Source organism: Amycolatopsis sp. NPDC058278, assembly GCF_042881395.1.
GTDB lineage: Bacteria > Actinomycetota > Actinomycetes > Mycobacteriales > Pseudonocardiaceae > Amycolatopsis.
Window position 1 is genome coordinate 1 of sequence record NZ_JBHVXZ010000172.1, and the last position, 16,175, is coordinate 16,175.

At 71.3% G+C, this 16,175-nt stretch carries 14 protein-coding genes; 11 read left to right on the forward strand and 3 right to left on the reverse strand.

Going from position 1 to position 16,175, the window contains the following annotated elements:
• Positions 1 to 625 precede the first annotated feature (625 nt).
• Positions 626 to 1,039, reverse strand: coding sequence for an acyl-CoA thioesterase (locus ACFVYA_RS45710; RefSeq protein WP_387054311.1), 414 nt, complete (start codon positions 1,037 to 1,039; stop codon positions 626 to 628).
• The gene (locus ACFVYA_RS45715) at positions 1,033 to 2,313 is read right to left on the reverse strand and encodes a hydroxyacid-oxoacid transhydrogenase (protein WP_387054314.1); all 1,281 of its coding nucleotides are present in this window, start codon (positions 2,311 to 2,313) and stop codon (positions 1,033 to 1,035) included. The genes ACFVYA_RS45710 and ACFVYA_RS45715 overlap by 7 nt, the downstream gene beginning before the upstream one ends.
• Positions 2,314 to 2,448: 135 nt before the next feature.
• Here ACFVYA_RS45715 and ACFVYA_RS45720 point away from each other — a divergent pair, with 135 nt between their 5' ends.
• The 10 genes from ACFVYA_RS45720 to ACFVYA_RS45765 all read left to right on the forward strand — a co-directional run bounded on the left by ACFVYA_RS45720 (position 2,449) and on the right by ACFVYA_RS45765 (position 14,012).
• Positions 2,449 to 4,107: a thiamine pyrophosphate-binding protein gene (locus tag ACFVYA_RS45720; protein ID WP_285994055.1), complete on the forward strand. Its 1,659-nt coding sequence runs from the start codon at positions 2,449 to 2,451 to the stop codon at positions 4,105 to 4,107.
• Positions 4,108 to 4,310: 203 nt separating this feature from the next.
• The gene (locus ACFVYA_RS45725) at positions 4,311 to 4,484 is read left to right on the forward strand and encodes a hypothetical protein (protein ID WP_387054316.1); all 174 of its coding nucleotides are present in this window, start codon (positions 4,311 to 4,313) and stop codon (positions 4,482 to 4,484) included.
• Between the two features lie 209 nt (positions 4,485 to 4,693).
• Complete coding sequence (locus ACFVYA_RS45730) at positions 4,694 to 4,897, forward strand: cold-shock protein (protein ID WP_013222289.1); 204 nt, start codon at positions 4,694 to 4,696, stop codon at positions 4,895 to 4,897.
• 64 nt (positions 4,898 to 4,961) lie between these two features.
• Positions 4,962 to 5,186 carry a heavy-metal-associated domain-containing protein gene (locus ACFVYA_RS45735; RefSeq protein ID WP_387054318.1) on the forward strand — a complete coding sequence of 75 codons (225 nt, stop codon included), beginning with the start codon at positions 4,962 to 4,964 and terminating at the stop codon, positions 5,184 to 5,186.
• A 210-nt stretch (positions 5,187 to 5,396) separates the two neighbouring features.
• The gene (locus tag ACFVYA_RS45740; protein ID WP_285987812.1) at positions 5,397 to 6,431 is read left to right on the forward strand and encodes an ATP-NAD kinase family protein; all 1,035 of its coding nucleotides are present in this window, start codon (positions 5,397 to 5,399) and stop codon (positions 6,429 to 6,431) included.
• Complete coding sequence (locus tag ACFVYA_RS45745; RefSeq protein ID WP_387054320.1) at positions 6,428 to 7,192, forward strand: thiamine pyrophosphate-dependent enzyme; 765 nt, start codon at positions 6,428 to 6,430, stop codon at positions 7,190 to 7,192. The genes ACFVYA_RS45740 and ACFVYA_RS45745 overlap by 4 nt, the downstream gene beginning before the upstream one ends.
• A gap of 96 nt (positions 7,193 to 7,288) precedes the next feature.
• Positions 7,289 to 8,551, forward strand: coding sequence for a GAF domain-containing protein (locus tag ACFVYA_RS45750; protein ID WP_285987814.1), 1,263 nt, complete (start codon positions 7,289 to 7,291; stop codon positions 8,549 to 8,551).
• Positions 8,552 to 8,897: 346 nt separating this feature from the next.
• Positions 8,898 to 10,316 (forward strand): hypothetical protein, encoded by a 1,419-nt coding sequence (locus ACFVYA_RS45755; RefSeq protein WP_387054322.1) that lies wholly within the window; start codon positions 8,898 to 8,900, stop codon positions 10,314 to 10,316.
• Positions 10,313 to 11,290, forward strand: a complete 978-nt coding sequence (locus ACFVYA_RS45760) for a glutamate ABC transporter substrate-binding protein (RefSeq protein WP_387054324.1) — start codon at positions 10,313 to 10,315, stop codon at positions 11,288 to 11,290. The genes ACFVYA_RS45755 and ACFVYA_RS45760 overlap by 4 nt, the downstream gene beginning before the upstream one ends.
• 73 nt (positions 11,291 to 11,363) lie before the next feature.
• Positions 11,364 to 14,012, forward strand: coding sequence for a tetratricopeptide repeat protein (locus ACFVYA_RS45765; RefSeq protein WP_387054326.1), 2,649 nt, complete (start codon positions 11,364 to 11,366; stop codon positions 14,010 to 14,012).
• Here ACFVYA_RS45765 and ACFVYA_RS45770 read toward each other — a convergent pair whose 3' ends face one another.
• Positions 14,013 to 14,606, reverse strand: a complete 594-nt coding sequence (locus ACFVYA_RS45770) for a PaaI family thioesterase (protein ID WP_285987818.1) — start codon at positions 14,604 to 14,606, stop codon at positions 14,013 to 14,015.
• A 237-nt stretch (positions 14,607 to 14,843) separates the two neighbouring features.
• On the opposite strand from ACFVYA_RS45770, the gene ACFVYA_RS45775 reads away from it, so the two are divergent.
• The coding region (locus ACFVYA_RS45775) for an MFS transporter (protein WP_387054328.1) at positions 14,844 to 16,175 on the forward strand (1,332 nt) is incomplete at its 3' end.

Genomic DNA, 16,175 nt, shown 5'->3' on the forward strand with positions numbered 1-16,175 from the left:
ACCCGGACGACCCGCAGTACCCGGCGTCGGGGGCGGGGGCCGGGGAGCCCCGGCCCGCCGCGGGGCAGGGCGGGCCCGACCCCCAGGGGCGGCCCCCCCGGGGGGGGGGGGCCGGCGGGGGGGGGGGGCGGGGCGCCGGCCCCCCCCCACCCCCCCAACACCACCTCCCCCGGGGGCCGGGGGCGCGCCGGCGCCGGGGGCGACGCCCGCCCCCCCCCCCGCGACCACCACTGTCTGGTCCACTTCCGTGCTCGGGTGCCGCGACCGTCGGCGGGACGCCTGCCGGCGACGGGCCCGGGACCACTCACGAGCCGTCGGCTCACCTTTCTGCCGCCGCAACCGGATCGACGCCTAGGCCGCCATCCGTGTTACCAGCCGATCCGGTGAGGAAACAGCTCGTCCACTGTGGACCATTCTCATGTGCTTCCCAGCTTATCGCCGTCGAGGAGGTGCGGAACCCCTCGCGGTCAATCTGTGGACAACTTGCCGATGTTCGGGCCGCCTGTGGACAACTCGGGCCGATCGGCCGGTTCTGTCGGCGCGGTGGTGCATGATCGGAAGCGCAGGAAGAACACGGCTTGGAATCGGCACCGTCGGAAAGGAGGTGACACGGCGGCGGTGCACGTCATCCGGGCTGCAGTGCCTCCAGCGCCTCGCGCAGCTTGCCGGAGACCGGTGTCGGCCGGCGGGATTCGCGGTCCACGAAGACGTGCACGAAGTGCCCTTCCGCGACCAGGGACTCGTCGGCTGCGTACATCCCGATCTCGTAGCGGACGCTGGACTTCCCGAGGTGCGCCACCCGCAACCCGACCCTCAACGAACCAGGAAAGGACACCGATGACTGATACCCGCAGTGCGACTCGACGCACAGCCCGATCACCGCCCCGGCTTCGATGTCGAGGCCGCCCTGCTCGATGAGCCACGTGTTGATCACGGTGTCCATCAGCGAGTAGTGGACGACGTTGTTGACGTGCCCGTAGACGTCGTTGTCCTTCCAGCGCAACGGGATCGTCTGCCAGTGCGGGTACCCACTCACCACAGGGACACCGACTCGCGCAGGATGCCCGACAGATCGTCCGCGGACGCTTCGCGGGGTGCCGTGGCCAGCAAGCGCTGCTGCTTGAGGGTTCCCTCGACGAGGGAGTCCACATCGGACTCCGTGTAGCCGATGGCACCGATGCCGTCCGGGATGCCGATCTGCCGCATCAGGCCGATCAGCACCGCGGGCAGGTGGTCGGCGAAGTCGCCGGGCCACTCGAAGTCGGGGGCCAGCAGGCGGGCCACGCGCAGGTGGCGATCCGGTGCCGCGTCGAAGGTGAAGCGGAACGCCGCGGGCGCGGTCAGCGAGACGGCCATGCCGTGCGGCACCATGGGTTCGTCGCCCGGGTAGCCGTCCGGGTGGAAATCCCTGACCTGGCCGGCGATCGGGTAGGCGTTCGCGTGCGGGATGTGCACGCCGGCGTTGCCGAAGCCGAGGCCGGCGAACGTCGCGGCCAGGGCCATGGCCTCGCGGGCCTTGAGGTCGGAACCGTCGCGCACCGCAGCCGGGAGGGCCCACGACAGCAGCCTCAGCGACTGCTCGGCGAACATGTCGGCCAGCGGGTTCGAGCCGCAGTACGGGACGCGCTGCTCCGGGCGCTTGCGCTCGAACTCGGTGTACGGCTTGGCGGTGTAGCTCTCCGCGGCGTGGCACAGGATGTCCATGCCGCTGGCGGCCGTCACCCCGGGCGGCTGGCTGACGGTGAGCCGCGGGTCGACCACGGCCAGGGTCGGGCGCAGCCGCAGGTGGCTGATCCCGCTCTTGACGCGCAGCGACAACACGTCCAGGACGCAGACCGTGGTGCTCTCGGAGCCCGTGCCGGTGGTGGTGGGCACCGCGACCAGCGGCTTCAGCGGGCGGGCCGGTGCGCGGCCGCCACCGACGGGCGCGTTGACGTAGTCCATCAGGTCGCCGTCGTTGCTCGTCAGGAGGTTCGCCGCCTTGGCGGTGTCGATGGCGGAGCCGCCGCCGACGGCCACGAAGGCGTCGTACGGACCGGTTCCGCGGGCGAAGTCAACCGCCTTCTGCATGCTGACATCGGTGGGTTCGACGTGTACGCCGTCGAAGATCTCGGTCTCGATGCCGTAGCCCGCGATGCCGTCGGCTACGCGGCGGGGCCAGCCTGTCGCGGCCACCTGCGGATCCGTCACGACGAGCACGCGGTGCGCGCCGTACTGGGTCAGGTCGTAGCCGATCTCGTCGCTGGCGCCGGTGCCGTACTTCAACGCCGGTGCGCCATAAGTAAAAACAGTTTCATGTTCGGTCTCGGCCAAGTCTCCGGTCCTCGCTCCCTTGATCGGCTACCAGTCGGTCAAAGCGGACATTCGGCCTATCCTTGTCCGGTTTCGGTGAAGATCACTTGACTGCACTGAACGGTGCCCGCCTAAGCTCTCCTCATTAGATACCAACTGGGAGCGACCGTCGCCCAGACGGCCGTGCGGATCCTGACCGAGGCGCGTGTCCGCCGCGTGTACGCGGTGGTCGGTGAGTCCTTCCTGGAACTGCTCGACGCCCTGCAACGGGAGCGGGAGATCACGCTGGTCTCGGCGCGCCACGACGCGGGGGCGGCGTTCATGGCGGAGGCCGAGGGGAAGCTCACCGAACGTCCCGCCGTGCTGCTCGCCAGCCGGGGGCCGAGTGCGGCGAGCCTGGCCATCGGCGTCCAAACGGCCTACCAGGACGAGACGCCGATGGTAGTGCTGCTGGAGACGCCGGCGGCCGAGCCGGTGCCGTCGTCGTCGGGGGAGCTGCCGACGTCGGACCTCACGGCCATGTTCGAGTCGATCGCCAAGTCGACACTGCGGGTGACCGACCCGGACGGGCTGCCGGCGTTGCTCGCGCACGCGCTGACGACGTCGCAGGAAGGACGGCCGGGGCCGGTCGTGCTCGGCGTGCCCTGCGACGTCTGGGGCATGCCCTACGACGCGGCCAAGCCGATGGCGCGGGTGCGGCCGCCGGCGTCCGGGACGCTGGGCCGTTCGGCTGACGCCGTGGCGCAGCTGGTGGACGAGGCCAAGTACCCGGTGGTCATCGTCGGCGGGCGGGCACGGTCGGCGCGGGACGAGCTGATCGCCGTCGCCGACGAGCTCGCGCTGCCCGTCTACAACGCCTTCCGGCGGCAGGACGCCTTCCCGGAGAACCACGCCCGGTACGCCGGTCACCTGGGGTTGGGCATCCCGGCCCGGCAGCTGGACGCGCTCGAGCGCGCGGACCTGGTGCTCGCCCTCGGCACCCAGCTCGACGAGGTGACGACGCAGGCCTACCGCTACCCGACCGCTCAGCAGACGCTGGTCATGGTCGGCACCGGCATCGACGTCAGCCCGAAGCGGCGGGGGCTGACGTTCCGCGTCGACTCCGAGGTCGAGCCGTTCCTGCGGGAGCTGCGGGAGGTGGCGTCGCCACGGACGCGGCGGGCTTCGGCGGCGAACGCGGCCGTCCACACCTTCATGACCCCGCCCGACACCAGCGGGAACACCCGGGTGCACCCGGTCGACGTCGTCCGGGCGCTGCGGAAGCTGGCGCCCGAGGACACCATCGTGACCAGCGACGCGGGCAACTTCGCGCAGTTCATGCACCGCTACTGGTGCTTCACGGCGCCGCGCAGCCAGCTCGGCCCGAGCAACGCCGCCATGGGCTACGCCGTGCCGGCCGCCGTGGCGGCGAAGCTGGCCGAGCCGCGGCGGACCGTCGTGGCCATGGTCGGGGACGCCGGGACGCTGATGACCGGCCAGGAGATCGAAACGGCCGTCCGGTACCGGGCGCCGGTGATGGTGGTCGTCTTCCAGAACGGCGTCCACGGCGCGCTCGCGATGCACCAGGCCCGCACCTACGGCCGGCTCACCGGGGTCTCCATCCCGTTGACCGACTTCGCTTCGTGGGCGCGTGGGCTCGGCGCGGCCGGGTACACCGTGGACGATCGGGAAGAGCTCGAGCCCATCATCGCCAGCGCGCTGGTGCGGCAGCGGCCGTGCGTCATCGACGTGCGTACGGATCCCGACGTCGTGACCCCCGACGTGCGGATCTCGGCCCTGCTCGGGCAGGCGCGTCCGCAACCTCCCGCCCAGTAACGGTTTCGTTCTGGAAAAGCTGGGAATGTCGTGTGGTAGCAGGGCGTTGGCTCGGGTAACCTGGCGGTGTTCCGGTGGTGGTTCGCCGCTGAACCTTCCCGGCCGGGTCCCGGCGGGAGACAACCGGTTTCTGTCGGTGCCCCATGGCACCATCACGGTCATGACCCGCGCCTGAGCGGGCAGGGAACGAGGGGAGTTTCGACGTGGCCGATCACCAGCACGCATCCGAAGCAGCGCGGAAGTCCTCCGGTGTCGTACCGGTGCTGTTCAGCGCCAGCGCCGAGGCGCACGACGACGCCGTGGTCGCCGGTGAGCACGACACGGCGTGGCGTTCGCCGTTCACCACCGAGGGGCTGCGCCCGGCGAGTGGCGAGTAGCTCACCCCTGCCGGGTGAAGATGGCTTGTCCGCCCTGCTCGAGGTGTGCTTTACTACTTACGGTCTCGATTTTTGTGTTCGTGTTGCCTCACGCTCGCAGAACTCAGCGGGCGTAGTGTCTCCTCACCGAGGAAGCAAACCGTCCGGGTGATGACCCGGGTCGCCGAAGTGGCTTCCTGTTTTTTGGTGTTACACATGGAGATTTTTTTATGACTCAGGGCACTGTGAAGTGGTTCAACTCCGAGAAGGGGTTCGGCTTCATCACCCCCGACAACGGTGGCGGCGACGTCTTCGTTCACTACAGCGAGATCCAGGGTAACGGCTTCAAGAGCCTGGAAGAGAACGCTCGCGTCGAGTTCGAGATCGGCCAGGGCCAGAAGGGTCCGCAGGCCACGTCGGTCACCGTGATCTGACTTTGATCTTGGGAAAGGGCCGTCACCCGTTCAGGGTGGCGGCCCTTTTCGTACGCTGCGCACCATGATCGAGCATGGTTACACCGTTTCCGGGATGAGCTGCGGGCACTGCGCCCAGTCGGTGACCGAAGAAATCACTGTGCTGCCCGGAGTGGCCGAAGTGGACGTCGACGTCGCGGCCGGCCGCGTTGTCGTGCGTGCCGAAGCCGCGCTGGCGGAGGACGACGTCCGGGCTGCGGTCGAAGAAGCCGGCTTCACCTACGAGGGCGTCGCCGACCTGATTCCGTAGTCCACTGCCCGCCGGGCCCTCGTCCCGGTTGGTTCTTCCCCGCCCGCCGCTCCAGGGTGGACAGTCCACTGGAGATCACTGGGTGAGACGCGCGATGTGATCTGCGTCGCTTCCGTTGCGCATCCACACCGATACTGCAACGCTCTGCAACCCTTCCGTTCCGCCCGTTCGCGGAGTCTCCTGTTCTCGGGTGAAAGAACGGGAGGTCAGGTGGGCGAAACGGTGGCGGGGATCGTCGCGAACCCCGCTTCGGGGCGGGACATCCGCCGGCTGGTCGCGCAGGCGTCGGTGTTCCCCACCGCGGAGAAGGCGAACATGGTCCAGCGGCTGCTGGCGGCGTTCGCCGTCACCGGGCTCGACCGGGCCCTCGTCTCGACCGACCTGGGCGGGATTTCCGCCGCGGTCCTGCGCGCGCTCGGCCGGGGTGGCTCCTGGCCGAAGGTCGACTTCTGCGAGGACGACCCCCTCACCGGCACCGCCGCCGACACGACGAACGCGGTGCGCCGCATGGTCGAGGCCGGCGCCGGCGTCATCGTCGTCCTCGGCGGGGACGGGACCGCCCGGGTCGCTGCCGCGGCCTGCGAGGACGTTCCCCTCATCGCCCTCTCCACCGGGACCAACAACGCCTTCCCGCAGATGCGAGAAGCGACCGTCGCCGGTCTGGCCGCCGGGCTGATCGCCACCGGGCAGATCGATCCCGACCTCGTCACCCACCGCGTCAGCGTGCTCGAAGTCGTCACGAAAGCACGCAGGGAGATCGCGCTCGTCGACGTCTGCGTGTCGCTGAGCAGGCACATCGGGGCGCGGGCGCTGTGGGACCCGTCTTCGCTCACCGAGCTGTACTGCACCTTCGCCGAGCCGGACGGCATCGGCCTCTCGAGCGTTCCTGGCCAGCTCTGCCCGAGCCCGCGGTCGAGCCCGGACGGCGTCGCGCTGCAGCTCGGGCCGGTCGGGGAGACGCCGTACGTCGTGCACGCGCCGATCGCGCCCGGGCTCGTGCGGCCGGTCGGCGTGCGCGGCTGGGGGCTGCTGCGACCCGGCGTGCGCGTCGAACTTGCTGCGGCGGGCGGAGTCATCGCGCTCGACGGTGAGCGCGAACTCGAGCTGAAGACCGGTGAGAGCGCGTTCGTCGAGCTCAAGCCGGACGGGCCGTGGGTCGTCGACGTCCGGGCGGCGATGGCGGAGGCGGCGCGGAAAGGGCTGTTGCGCGCGGAAACCGAACTGGGGAAGGAGCGCCGACGATGACGGACGCCCTCCGGGGTGCGTATCGCGTGATGCGGACCATCCGGGCCGTCGAAGAGCGGGTGCGCGCGACCGGCGAACCGGCGTGCGGCACCCGGTACGCCGGCGAGGAGGCCTTGGCCGCGGGGATCTGCCTCCACCTCGACGGCCGTGACGCCATCGCCGGCACCCACCGCCGTCACGGGCACCGCATTGCCAAGGGCGTCGACGTCCGGGCCGTCCTGGGCGAGATCCGGCAGCACCGGCTGGTCGCGACGGACACGCTCGGCGGCGTCCCGCTGCTGATCTGCGGCGCCGCGATCGCCGCGAAACAGCAGGACACCGGCGGCGTCGGCGTGGCCTTCCTCGGGGACGGCCCGGGAACGACGCTGGAGGCGCTGACCCTCGCGTCGGCCTGGCACCTCCCCGCCATCTTCGTCACGGAGAACCCCGGTTACGCCGATCGGGTGGCCGGGCTCGGCGTGCCAGGGGTCGTCATCGACGGATCCGACTTCTTCGCCGTGCACGAAGCGGCCGGCGAAGCGGTCGGCCGTGCCCGCGACGGCGGCGGTCCGACGCTGCTCGAGGCCGGCTTCCCGCGGCTCCCCGCCGACTGTCTCGAACGGTTCCGCACGCGCGTCACCGACAGCGGTGAGCTGCGCGAACAGGTCCTGGACGCCATCGACGCCGAAGTCGCCCAGCTCGTCGAGGACTCGGCCACCGCGCCGAAATTCGCCCGGGACGACCTGGACGACCTGGAGACCGACGTCTACGTCTCGTACTGAAGCGGGGCAAACCCGGCCCGACCGCGACGTGCGCCACCTACCGATCACCCGGCAGAAAAGGCAGACTCCGAGGAGGCACAGCGCAAGGAGCGGCGGTTGGGGCAGCGAGACCTCGAGGCGGCGTTGCCGGCCGGGGCGGATCCCCGGCGGCACGCGCGTGTCCTCGCGCAAGTGCACGAAGCGGCCCTCAACGGCCGGGCCCTGCCCAGCCGGCTGCGGCCGGTCATCGGCGCGTCCTGGCAGCGGATGCGCCGCCTCGGCCTGGACCCGGACAGCCGCGCCGCCGCGCCCGTGCTGACTTTCGAACAGCTGGAAGCGCGCCGCCGCGCGAGCGGGCTGGCCGAGGCACTGCCGATCCTGCGCGGTGGCCTGATCAGCCTCGCCGAGCAGGCCGCGCACATCATGGTGATCGCCGACGCGGGCGGCGCCGTCCTCTGGCGTGACGGCAGCGCCGCCGTCCGCCGCCGCGCCGACGGGCTCGGCTTCATCGAAGGCGTCGATTGGCAGGAAGAGTCCGTCGGCACCAACGCGATCGGCACCGCGCTCGTCGCGCGCAGCCCGATCCAGGTGTACTCCGCCGAGCACTACGTCCGCGCCCAGCACTCCTGGACGTGTGCGGCCGCACCGCTGCACGACCCGCGCGACGGCAGGCTGCTCGGCGTCGTCGACCTCTCCGGACCCGCCTCGACCGTCCACGCGACGACACTGGCGCTGGTCGACGCCGTGACGCGGCTCGCGGAGGCCCAGCTGCGCACCACCCACCTCACCGAGCTCGAACGGCTTCGCGGCTTCGCCGTCCCGGTCCTCGCGAAGGTCGGCGGCCGGGCGATGGTGGCCGACGGACACGGCTGGGTCGCCGCGGCCGCCGGGCTCGCACCGGTCGACCGGGTCGCGCTGCCCACCGGCCTCGGGCCCGGGCGGGCCTGGCTGCCCGCGTACGGCGGCTGCTCGGTCGAGCCGGTGCCCGGCGGCTGGCTGCTCCGGCTGACCGAGGACGACGCCGCCCCGCCCACCCGCGTCGTGCTCGACGTCCGGTCGCCGCGCGAGCCCGAGCTCACCGTGGCCAGTGCCGCCGGGACCTGGACCCACCGGCTCAGCCCGCGCCACGCCGAGGTGCTGTACGTGCTGGCCAGCCGGCGCGACGGTCGGTCGGCGTCCGAACTGTCGGCCGACCTGTTCGGCGACGCCGGCCGGACGGTGACCGTCCGCGCCGAGATGTCCCGGCTGCGACGGCACTTCGGCGGCATCCTCGGCGCGAAGCCGTACCGCTTCGCCGACGACGTCGAGGTGGTGGTCCGGCGGCCGCCGGACCCCGAAGCCGTGCTCCCGCACTCACTCGCCCCGGCCATTCGCGGCTGACCCCGCTGACCGGACGGTCCGATGTGGACGGTGCACCGCGGTCGTCGCCGTGGCCGGCGTCGTCTGGCTCGACGTCGGCAGCACCTCGAAGGTGTTCACCCGGACAGGTGAAGGCCGGGCATGCGCGAGCGCCACTGGCGGGAGTCCGGACCTGATCACCGGTGTGCGTCAGAACACATCAGCCCAGATCACGTGCTGATGACGGCGGGCGGTGCCGGTGGCTGCGCGCGCGGCGACTCGGCTACCTTCTGCGGGTACGGCTCACAGCGATCTTTTTCGGGGGCTCCGGGTGGCCACGCCCCCGGCCTGGGGCGAGGCCCCGGATGGCAGGGGGAGGAATTCGGGGATGACCAGCACTGCGACGGCCCCGGGGCCTGCGGCGCCCGCGCCCGGACCCCCACCGTCGCCACCGGACGGCCGCGACCGCACCGGGGGCCGCAGCGGCCTGCTGGGGCTGCTCGACCTGCCGGGCCAGGGGGTCCGCGCGATCGTCCGGTCGGCCGCGACGACCCCCGGCCGGCTCACCGTGATCGCCGTCGGGCTGGTGCTGCTGGCGCTCGTCGCCGGGCTCGTCGCGACGCTGTCGGTGCAGGACCGCGACGACACGATCTCCGGCGTCATCGACCACCGCGAGCCGCTCGCCGCCGCGTCGCAACAGGTCTACCGCTCGCTTTCGGACGCGGACGCGACCGCCGCGAGCGCGTTCCTCTCCATCGGCACCGAGCCACCCGAGCTCCGCCAGCGCTACGAGCGGGACATCGCCGAAGCCGGCGCCGCGCTCGCCAAGGCCGCTTCCGACGCCGCGGACGTCGCCGACGCGGCCACTCCGGTCGACATGCTGAACCAGCAGCTTCCCGTCTACACCGGGCTCGTCGAGACGGCGCGGGCGAACAACCGCCTCGGCTACCCGGTCGGCGCGTCCTACCTGCGCGAGGCGTCCGAGCTGATGCGGGCGAAGATCCTGCCCGCCGCTCAGGACCTCTACCGGGTCGACACCGAGCGGCTCATCGAAGAGCAGGACAGCGCCACCGGGTTCCCGTGGCTCGCCACGATCCTCGTGCTGGCGCTGCTGGCCGCGCTGATCGTCACCCAGGTCTACCTGACCCGGCGCACCAACCGGCTGCTCAACGTCGGGCTCGTCGTCGCGACGGCCGCCGTCGTGGTGTCGCTGCTGTGGGGCGCGGTCGCGCTGATCGTCCAGGGCAGCCTGGTCGGCAGCGGCCAGGACGACGGTTCGCACCGCGTGGACGTGCTCGTCCGCGCGCGGATCGCCGCGCTGCAGGCCCGCGCCGACGAAACGCTGACGCTGGTCGCCCGTGGCGACGGCGGCGCGTACGAGAAGGACTTCGCCGCCAAGGCGGTCCAGCTGCTCGGCCAAGACGGCCAGGGCGGTCTCCTCGGCGAAGCCCGCGGCCTGATCAAGGACGGCGACGGCGCCACGAAGGTCGACGACGCGTCGAAGGCCGCGGGCGACTGGCTGAAGGCCCACCGGCAAGTGCGCGACCAGGACGACGCCGGGGCGTACCAGGAAGCCGTCGACTCCGCGGTGCAGGAAGACGCGAAAGGCGGCTCGGCGCCGGCGTTCCGGCGGCTCGACGACAGCCTCCAGGCGGCGATCGACGTCGGCAGGCAGGAATTCCTCGACGACACGCACAACGGCGACCGCGCGCTGACGCTCCTCGCACCCGGCTTGGCCGTGCTGGCGATCGTCGCCGCGGGGGGTGTCACCATGGGGATCCGGGAGCGACTGAGGGAGTACCGGTGAGCAGGCGGCGGAACACGGTCCGGGCGGGCGCGCTGGCGGTCGTCGCGCTGCTGGCGGCGTCCTGCGGCAGCCCCGGGAAGCCGGTCGACCCGGCGCCGGTCAGCAACGCGGCCTGGCCCCAGCCCGCGCACGTCGGCGGCCCGGACGCGACGGCCGGCGGCGGCTCCGACACCAGCTGCAACCCGCTGGCCAGCCTGGTGCCGGCCAGCAGCAGCACGACCGTCCCCGACAGCTCGACGATGTCCGACATCAAGAAGCGCGGCAAGCTGATCGCCGGGGTCGACCAGACCACCTACCTGTTCGGGTTCCGCAACCCCACCTCGGGCAACCTCGAGGGCTTCGACATCGACATGGTCAACGCGGTCGCCAAGGCGATCTTCGGCTCGGCCGACGGCCACGTCCAGTTCCGCGCGATCCCGTCGTCGCAGCGCGAAGAAGTCCTGAAGAAGCACCAGGTCGACATCGTGGTCCGGACCTACAGCATCACCTGCGCGCGCAAGAAGGACGTCGAGTTCTCCTCCGTGTACTACGTCGCCGGCCAGAAGATCCTGGTCACCAAGGAGTCGAAGGCGCAGAAGCTGTCGGACCTGAGCGGCAAGCGGGTGTGCGCGACCAAGAAGTCGACGTCGCTGGCGAAGATCGCGACGGACGCGGCCAAGCCGGTGCCGGTCTCGGTGGACAACTGGTCGGACTGCCTGGTGATGCTCCAGCAGGGCCAGGTCGACGCGGTGTCGACCGACGACACGATCCTCGCCGGGATGGCCGCGCAGGACTCGACGCTCGAGGTCCGCGGCGAGCCGCTGACGCAGGAGAACTACGGCATCGGCGTGCCGAAGGACCGCCCGGACCTGGTCCGTTACGTCAACGCGGTGCTCGACCAGATCCGCGGCAACGGCGTGTGGCAGGACAGCTACCGCCGCTGGGTGGAAGCCCGCCTCGGACCGGCTTCGCCGCCGGCGGCGCAGTACCAGTGAACGTCGCAGTACCAGTGGACGCAGCGCGACTAGAATCGATCTCCGCACGTCGCAGGGGATCCGGGAGGTAGCAGTGTCGGAGGAGCCGCGCCGTCCTCGGCACGCCGCGCCGGACGACCAGCAGCAGGTGGCGCAGCCGAGCTGGCAGCCGCCGCCACCGGTGCGGTGGGAGACGCCGGAGCCGTCGATCTCCGGCCGCCTCGACGACGGCGAGTCGTCCGGCGGCGAAGAGACCGTCTTCCACGCGCCCGTGCGCCGTCCGCCGACGCCGCCGCGCGGCCAGCCGGCCCCCGCGCGCGGGCCGATCCCCGGCGCGGAAGACCCGACGCGCCCGCCGGGCAGCATGAACCCCGTCACGCCGCCGGTCGAGCCGACGCAGGCCGTCCGCCCGGACCCGGAGGCGCCGCAGCCGACGAGCGTGCTCGCCGCGCCGGCGCCGGAGACGCAGAGCATCATGCCGCCGGTGCCGCGGCCGGAAACCGGACCGGGGACGCCGTTGCCGGACCCCGGCACCGAAAGCGTGCTGCCCGAGCGCACCAGCGAAGGACGGCACACGGGAACCGGCACCGGGACGGGGACCGGCAGCGGATCCGGCTCGGTATCCGGTTCGTTCCCCGGCACTTCGCGGCGGACGTCGTCGCGGACGTCCCGGTCGCGCCGCGGCCGGCTCGGGGCGGGGTTGGTCGAGGTCCCGCCGGTGCCCGCGCGCGATCCCGCGTCGGCGGTGCTGACGAACCCGGTGGTGTCGGAGGAAAAGCGGTTCTGCGGCAGCTGCAACGCGAAGGTCGGCCGCGGCAAGGACGGGCAACCCGGTTCGCCGGAAGGCAAGTGCGAGAACTGCGGCGCGCCGTTCTCGTTCGTCCCGAAGCTGCAGCCGAACGAGCTCGTCGGCGGCCAGTACGAGGTCCTCGGCGCGATCGCCTACGGCGGCCTGGGCTGGATCTACCTGGCGCAGGACCACAACGTCAGCGACCGCTGGGTAGTCCTCAAAGGACTGATCGACACCGGTGACGCGACGGCGATGGCGGCCGCGGCCAACGAGCAGCGGTTCCTCGCCGAGGTCGAACACCCCAACATCGTCAAGATCCACAACTTCGTGCAGCACCCGGACGCCCACAGCGGCACGACCACCGGCTACATCGTCATGGAGTACGTCGGTGGCCAGTCGCTGCGGCAGCTCGCGCTGGCGCACCACCGGGAAAGCCGCCGTCCGGAGCCGCTGCCGATCGGCCAGGTCATCGCGTACGGGCTGGAGATCCTGCCCGCGCTGGGCTACCTGCACAGCCAGGGCCTGCTCTACTGCGACCTCAAGCCCGACAACGTCATCCAGACCAACGAGCAGCTGAAGCTGATCGACCTCGGCGCGGTCCGCCGCACCGACGACTACGAGAGCCCGCTGTTCTTCACCACCGGCTACAGCGCGCCGGAACTGCCGACGCAGGGCGCGTCGGTGGCCTCGGACCTGTTCACCGTCGGGCGCACGCTCGCCGTGCTGAGCTTCGAGTTCACCGGCTACACCACCAAGTACAAGACGACCCTGCCCGGCCCGGACGTCGTCCCGCTGTTCACGCTGTTCGGTTCGTACTACCGGTTCCTGCGGCGGGCGACGCACACGGACCCGGACCGGCGGTTCCTCTCCGCCGAGGAGATGGCCGATCAGCTCACCGGGGTGCTGCGCGAGATCATGGCGCTCGGCACCGGCAAGCCGCGGCCCGGCGTGTCCACGGTGTTCGGCCCGGAGAGCCGCACGTTCGGCGTGCAGCTGGTGGTGCCCGAAGCCGGCGCCAGCGTGCCGCTGCCCGGTGCGGCCGAGGTCGTCGCCGGGCTGCCGATCCCGCAGGTGGACACGGACGACCCGGCAGCGGGCGTGCTCGCCACCACGACCGCGCTCGACCCGCGGGCCGCGATCGAAGCGCTGGCCGGCGCGCCGCGGGAGTCGATCGAGGTGCGGCTGCGGATCGTGCGCGCCCGGGTCGAGCTGGGCGAGTTCGCGGAGGCGCAGCGGCAGCTGCAGGCGGCGCAGTACCTGGCCATCAAGAACGGCTTCCCGCACGACTGGCGGATCGACTGGTACCGCGGCCTGATCGAACTCGCGGGTGGCCGTTCGCGGGTTGCGCACGTCGCGTTCGAAGCGGTGTACGACGACCTGCCGGGTGAAGTCGCCCCGAAGCTCGCGCTGGGCATCAGCGCCGAAGGCGTCGGCGACTACTTCGCGGCCGCGCGGTTCTACGAGCTGGTCTGGCGCACCGACCGCACCTACGTCAGCGCCGCCTTCGGCCTCGCCCGCGTGTACCTGGCGCAGGGCGCGCGGGCGAGCGCGGTCGAGGTGCTGGAGACCGTGCCGCCGTCCTCGACCCACTACGTCGACGCGCAGGTCGCGGCGATCAAGATCAAGACGACGGCGACCAAGGCCAAGGGCCGCGAGACCCCGGTCACCGAGCACGACCTGCTCGACGCGTCCGCGCGGCTCGAGCGGCTCCGGCTGGACGTCGAACGCCAGACGCGCCTGTCCGCCGGCGTGCTCGAAGCCGCGCACGAATGGCTCAAGCAGGGCAAACCGACACCGGGTGCACGGGTCCTGGGGTGCCGGCTCGAGGAACGCGAGCTGCGGTTCGGCCTCGAGCGGTGCTACCGGGCGCTGGCCCGGCTGGCGGGCACGCTCGAGCAGCGCATCGAGCTGGTGGACCGGGCGAACGCGATCCGGCCCCGGACGCTCACCTGATCAGGGGTTGATCTCCCAGTCGCGTTCGCTGCGCGCACGCTGGTTCTTCTCGTGCTGCGCGGCCAGCTTCTCCAGCGCCTGCGGGTCACCGTGGGTGTTGAAGTGCTCGAAGCCGACGACGACGAACAGCGCCCGCGCGCTGACCGCGATCGGGCCGTCCTCGGCGTCGAGGCGGCCGTCCGCGCTGACGTAGATCTTGCGGCCCGCGATGCCGTCCAGCCGCGCCTCGATGAACAGCGTCGACCCGACCGGGACGGGCCGCCGGAAGTCCGTCTCGAGCTTGCCGGTCACCGCCGGGCGGCGCATCAGGTTGCCGACCGTCGAGCCGAGCGCCTCGTCGAACGCGCAGGCCAGCAGGCCGCCGTGGGCAAGCCCGGGCGCGCCCTGGTGGGCGGCGGTGACGGTGAACCGCGAGTGCACGACCTGGCCCTCGCCGACGGTCGAGCGCAGGTGCAGCCCGGCGTCGGCCTCGTCGCCGCACCCGAAGCACTCCGCGAAGTGCACACCGAGTTCGGTGCCCGGCTCCGGCGCCTTGGGGTGCGGGACGGCGGGCTCCACCGCCACCGGCGGCCAGGGTTGAGAAACACGACTCATGCGCTGACGTTAACCGGCGGGTAGCCGGCCGCCGCGCGCGACCCGGGACGTCGGCACGGCACCCACATCTCTCAGTAGCCGGAAAGTTCCCCACCGTAGACATTCTCCGGCTCAGGCTGCCGACGCCGGGGACCCGGTCGAGACTGGGCCGATGAGCTCGAACGGCCCAGTGGGCACTGCACGGGAGGAGTCGTCGCCGGCATGAGCGAACCAGCAGCAACGACGGGCAAACCGTCAGTGGACGAGAGAACCGTCAAGCGCGCCGTGTGGGCGTCGGCGATGGGCAACGCCACCGAGTGGTACGACTACGGCGTCTTCACCTCGGGCGCGATCGCGGTGAGCATCGGTACGCAGTTCTTCCCCGGTGAGGGGAACGCCGTGCTGAAGTCGCTGGCGCTGCTCGCGGTCGGGTTCATCGTGCGGCCGTTCGGCGGGGCGTTCTTCGGCCCGCTCGGCGACAAGCTCGGCCGCAAACGGGTTCTCGCCATCACGATCCTGCTGATGTCCGGCTGCACGTTCCTGGTCGGCGTCCTGCCGACGTACGCCGGCAGCTACAGCATGGGCATCGCCGCGCCGATCGCGATCCTGCTGCTGCGGATCATCCAGGGCTTCTCCACCGGCGGCGAGTACGGCGGCGCGGCGACCTTCATCGCCGAGTACTCCCCGACGAAGCGCCGTGGCTTCTTCGGCAGCTTCCTCGAGCTCGGCACGCTCGCCGGCTACGTGCTCGGCAACCTGGTCGTGCTGTCGGTGACGCTGTCCCTGTCGTCCGACCAGGTCAATGCCTGGGGCTGGCGGATCCCGTTCTTCGTCGCGCTGCCGCTCGGCCTGATCGGGCTCTACCTGCGGAACAAGCTCGAGGACACCCCCGAGTTCCGCCGGATGGAGGCCGCGGGCGAGGCGCCGACGAAGGCGCCGCTGAAGGAGATCTTCGTCCGCAACTGGCGGATGATCCTCAACCTGATCGGCATCGTGCTGCTGCTGAACGTCGCGGACTACCTGCTGCTGACCACGATGCCGACGTACTTCACGGACACGTTGAAGATCAACGACAACACGGCGACGCTGATCATCATCGCGGTCGAGGTCATCCAGATGGCGATCATCATCCCGCTCGGCGCACTGTCGGACCGGATCGGCCGGAAACCGCTGCTGCTCACCGCGGCCATCGGGTTCCTGGTGCTCAGCTGGCCCTGCCTCAAGCTGATGCAGTCCGGCAGCATCCTGTGGCTGTTCGTCGGGTTCCTGATCGTGGCGATCCTGCTGGTCTTCATGCTCGCGGTGATCGGCTCGACGTTCCCGGCGATGTTCCCGACCCGGGTGCGCTACGGCTCGTTCGCGATCGGCTACAACATCTCGACGTCGCTGTTCGGCGGCACCTGCGGTGTCATCGTGACGGCGTTGATCAAGAGCACCGGCAACGAGGACTGGCCGGCGTACTACCTGATGGCCGCCGCGTTGATCGCGATCCTCCCGATCATCCGCATCCCGGAGACGTCACAGGTGCCGATGGACCAGATCGACACCGAGGACAACACCGGAAAGCTGGCCTCCGCGTCCGCTCAACGC

Excerpts from the sequence above, each read along its gene's own strand:
- ACFVYA_RS45730 (WP_013222289.1), top strand. The coding sequence starts at position 4,694 with ATGACTCAGGGCACTGTGAAGTGGTTCAACTCCGAGAAGGGGTTCGGC.
- ACFVYA_RS45735 (WP_387054318.1), top strand. The coding sequence starts at position 4,962 with ATGATCGAGCATGGTTACACCGTTTCCGGGATGAGCTGCGGGCACTGC.
- ACFVYA_RS45745 (WP_387054320.1), top strand. The coding sequence starts at position 6,428 with ATGACGGACGCCCTCCGGGGTGCGTATCGCGTGATGCGGACCATCCGG.
- ACFVYA_RS45755 (WP_387054322.1), top strand. The coding sequence starts at position 8,898 with ATGACCAGCACTGCGACGGCCCCGGGGCCTGCGGCGCCCGCGCCCGGA.
- ACFVYA_RS45770 (WP_285987818.1), bottom strand. The coding sequence starts at position 14,606 with ATGAGTCGTGTTTCTCAACCCTGGCCGCCGGTGGCGGTGGAGCCCGCC.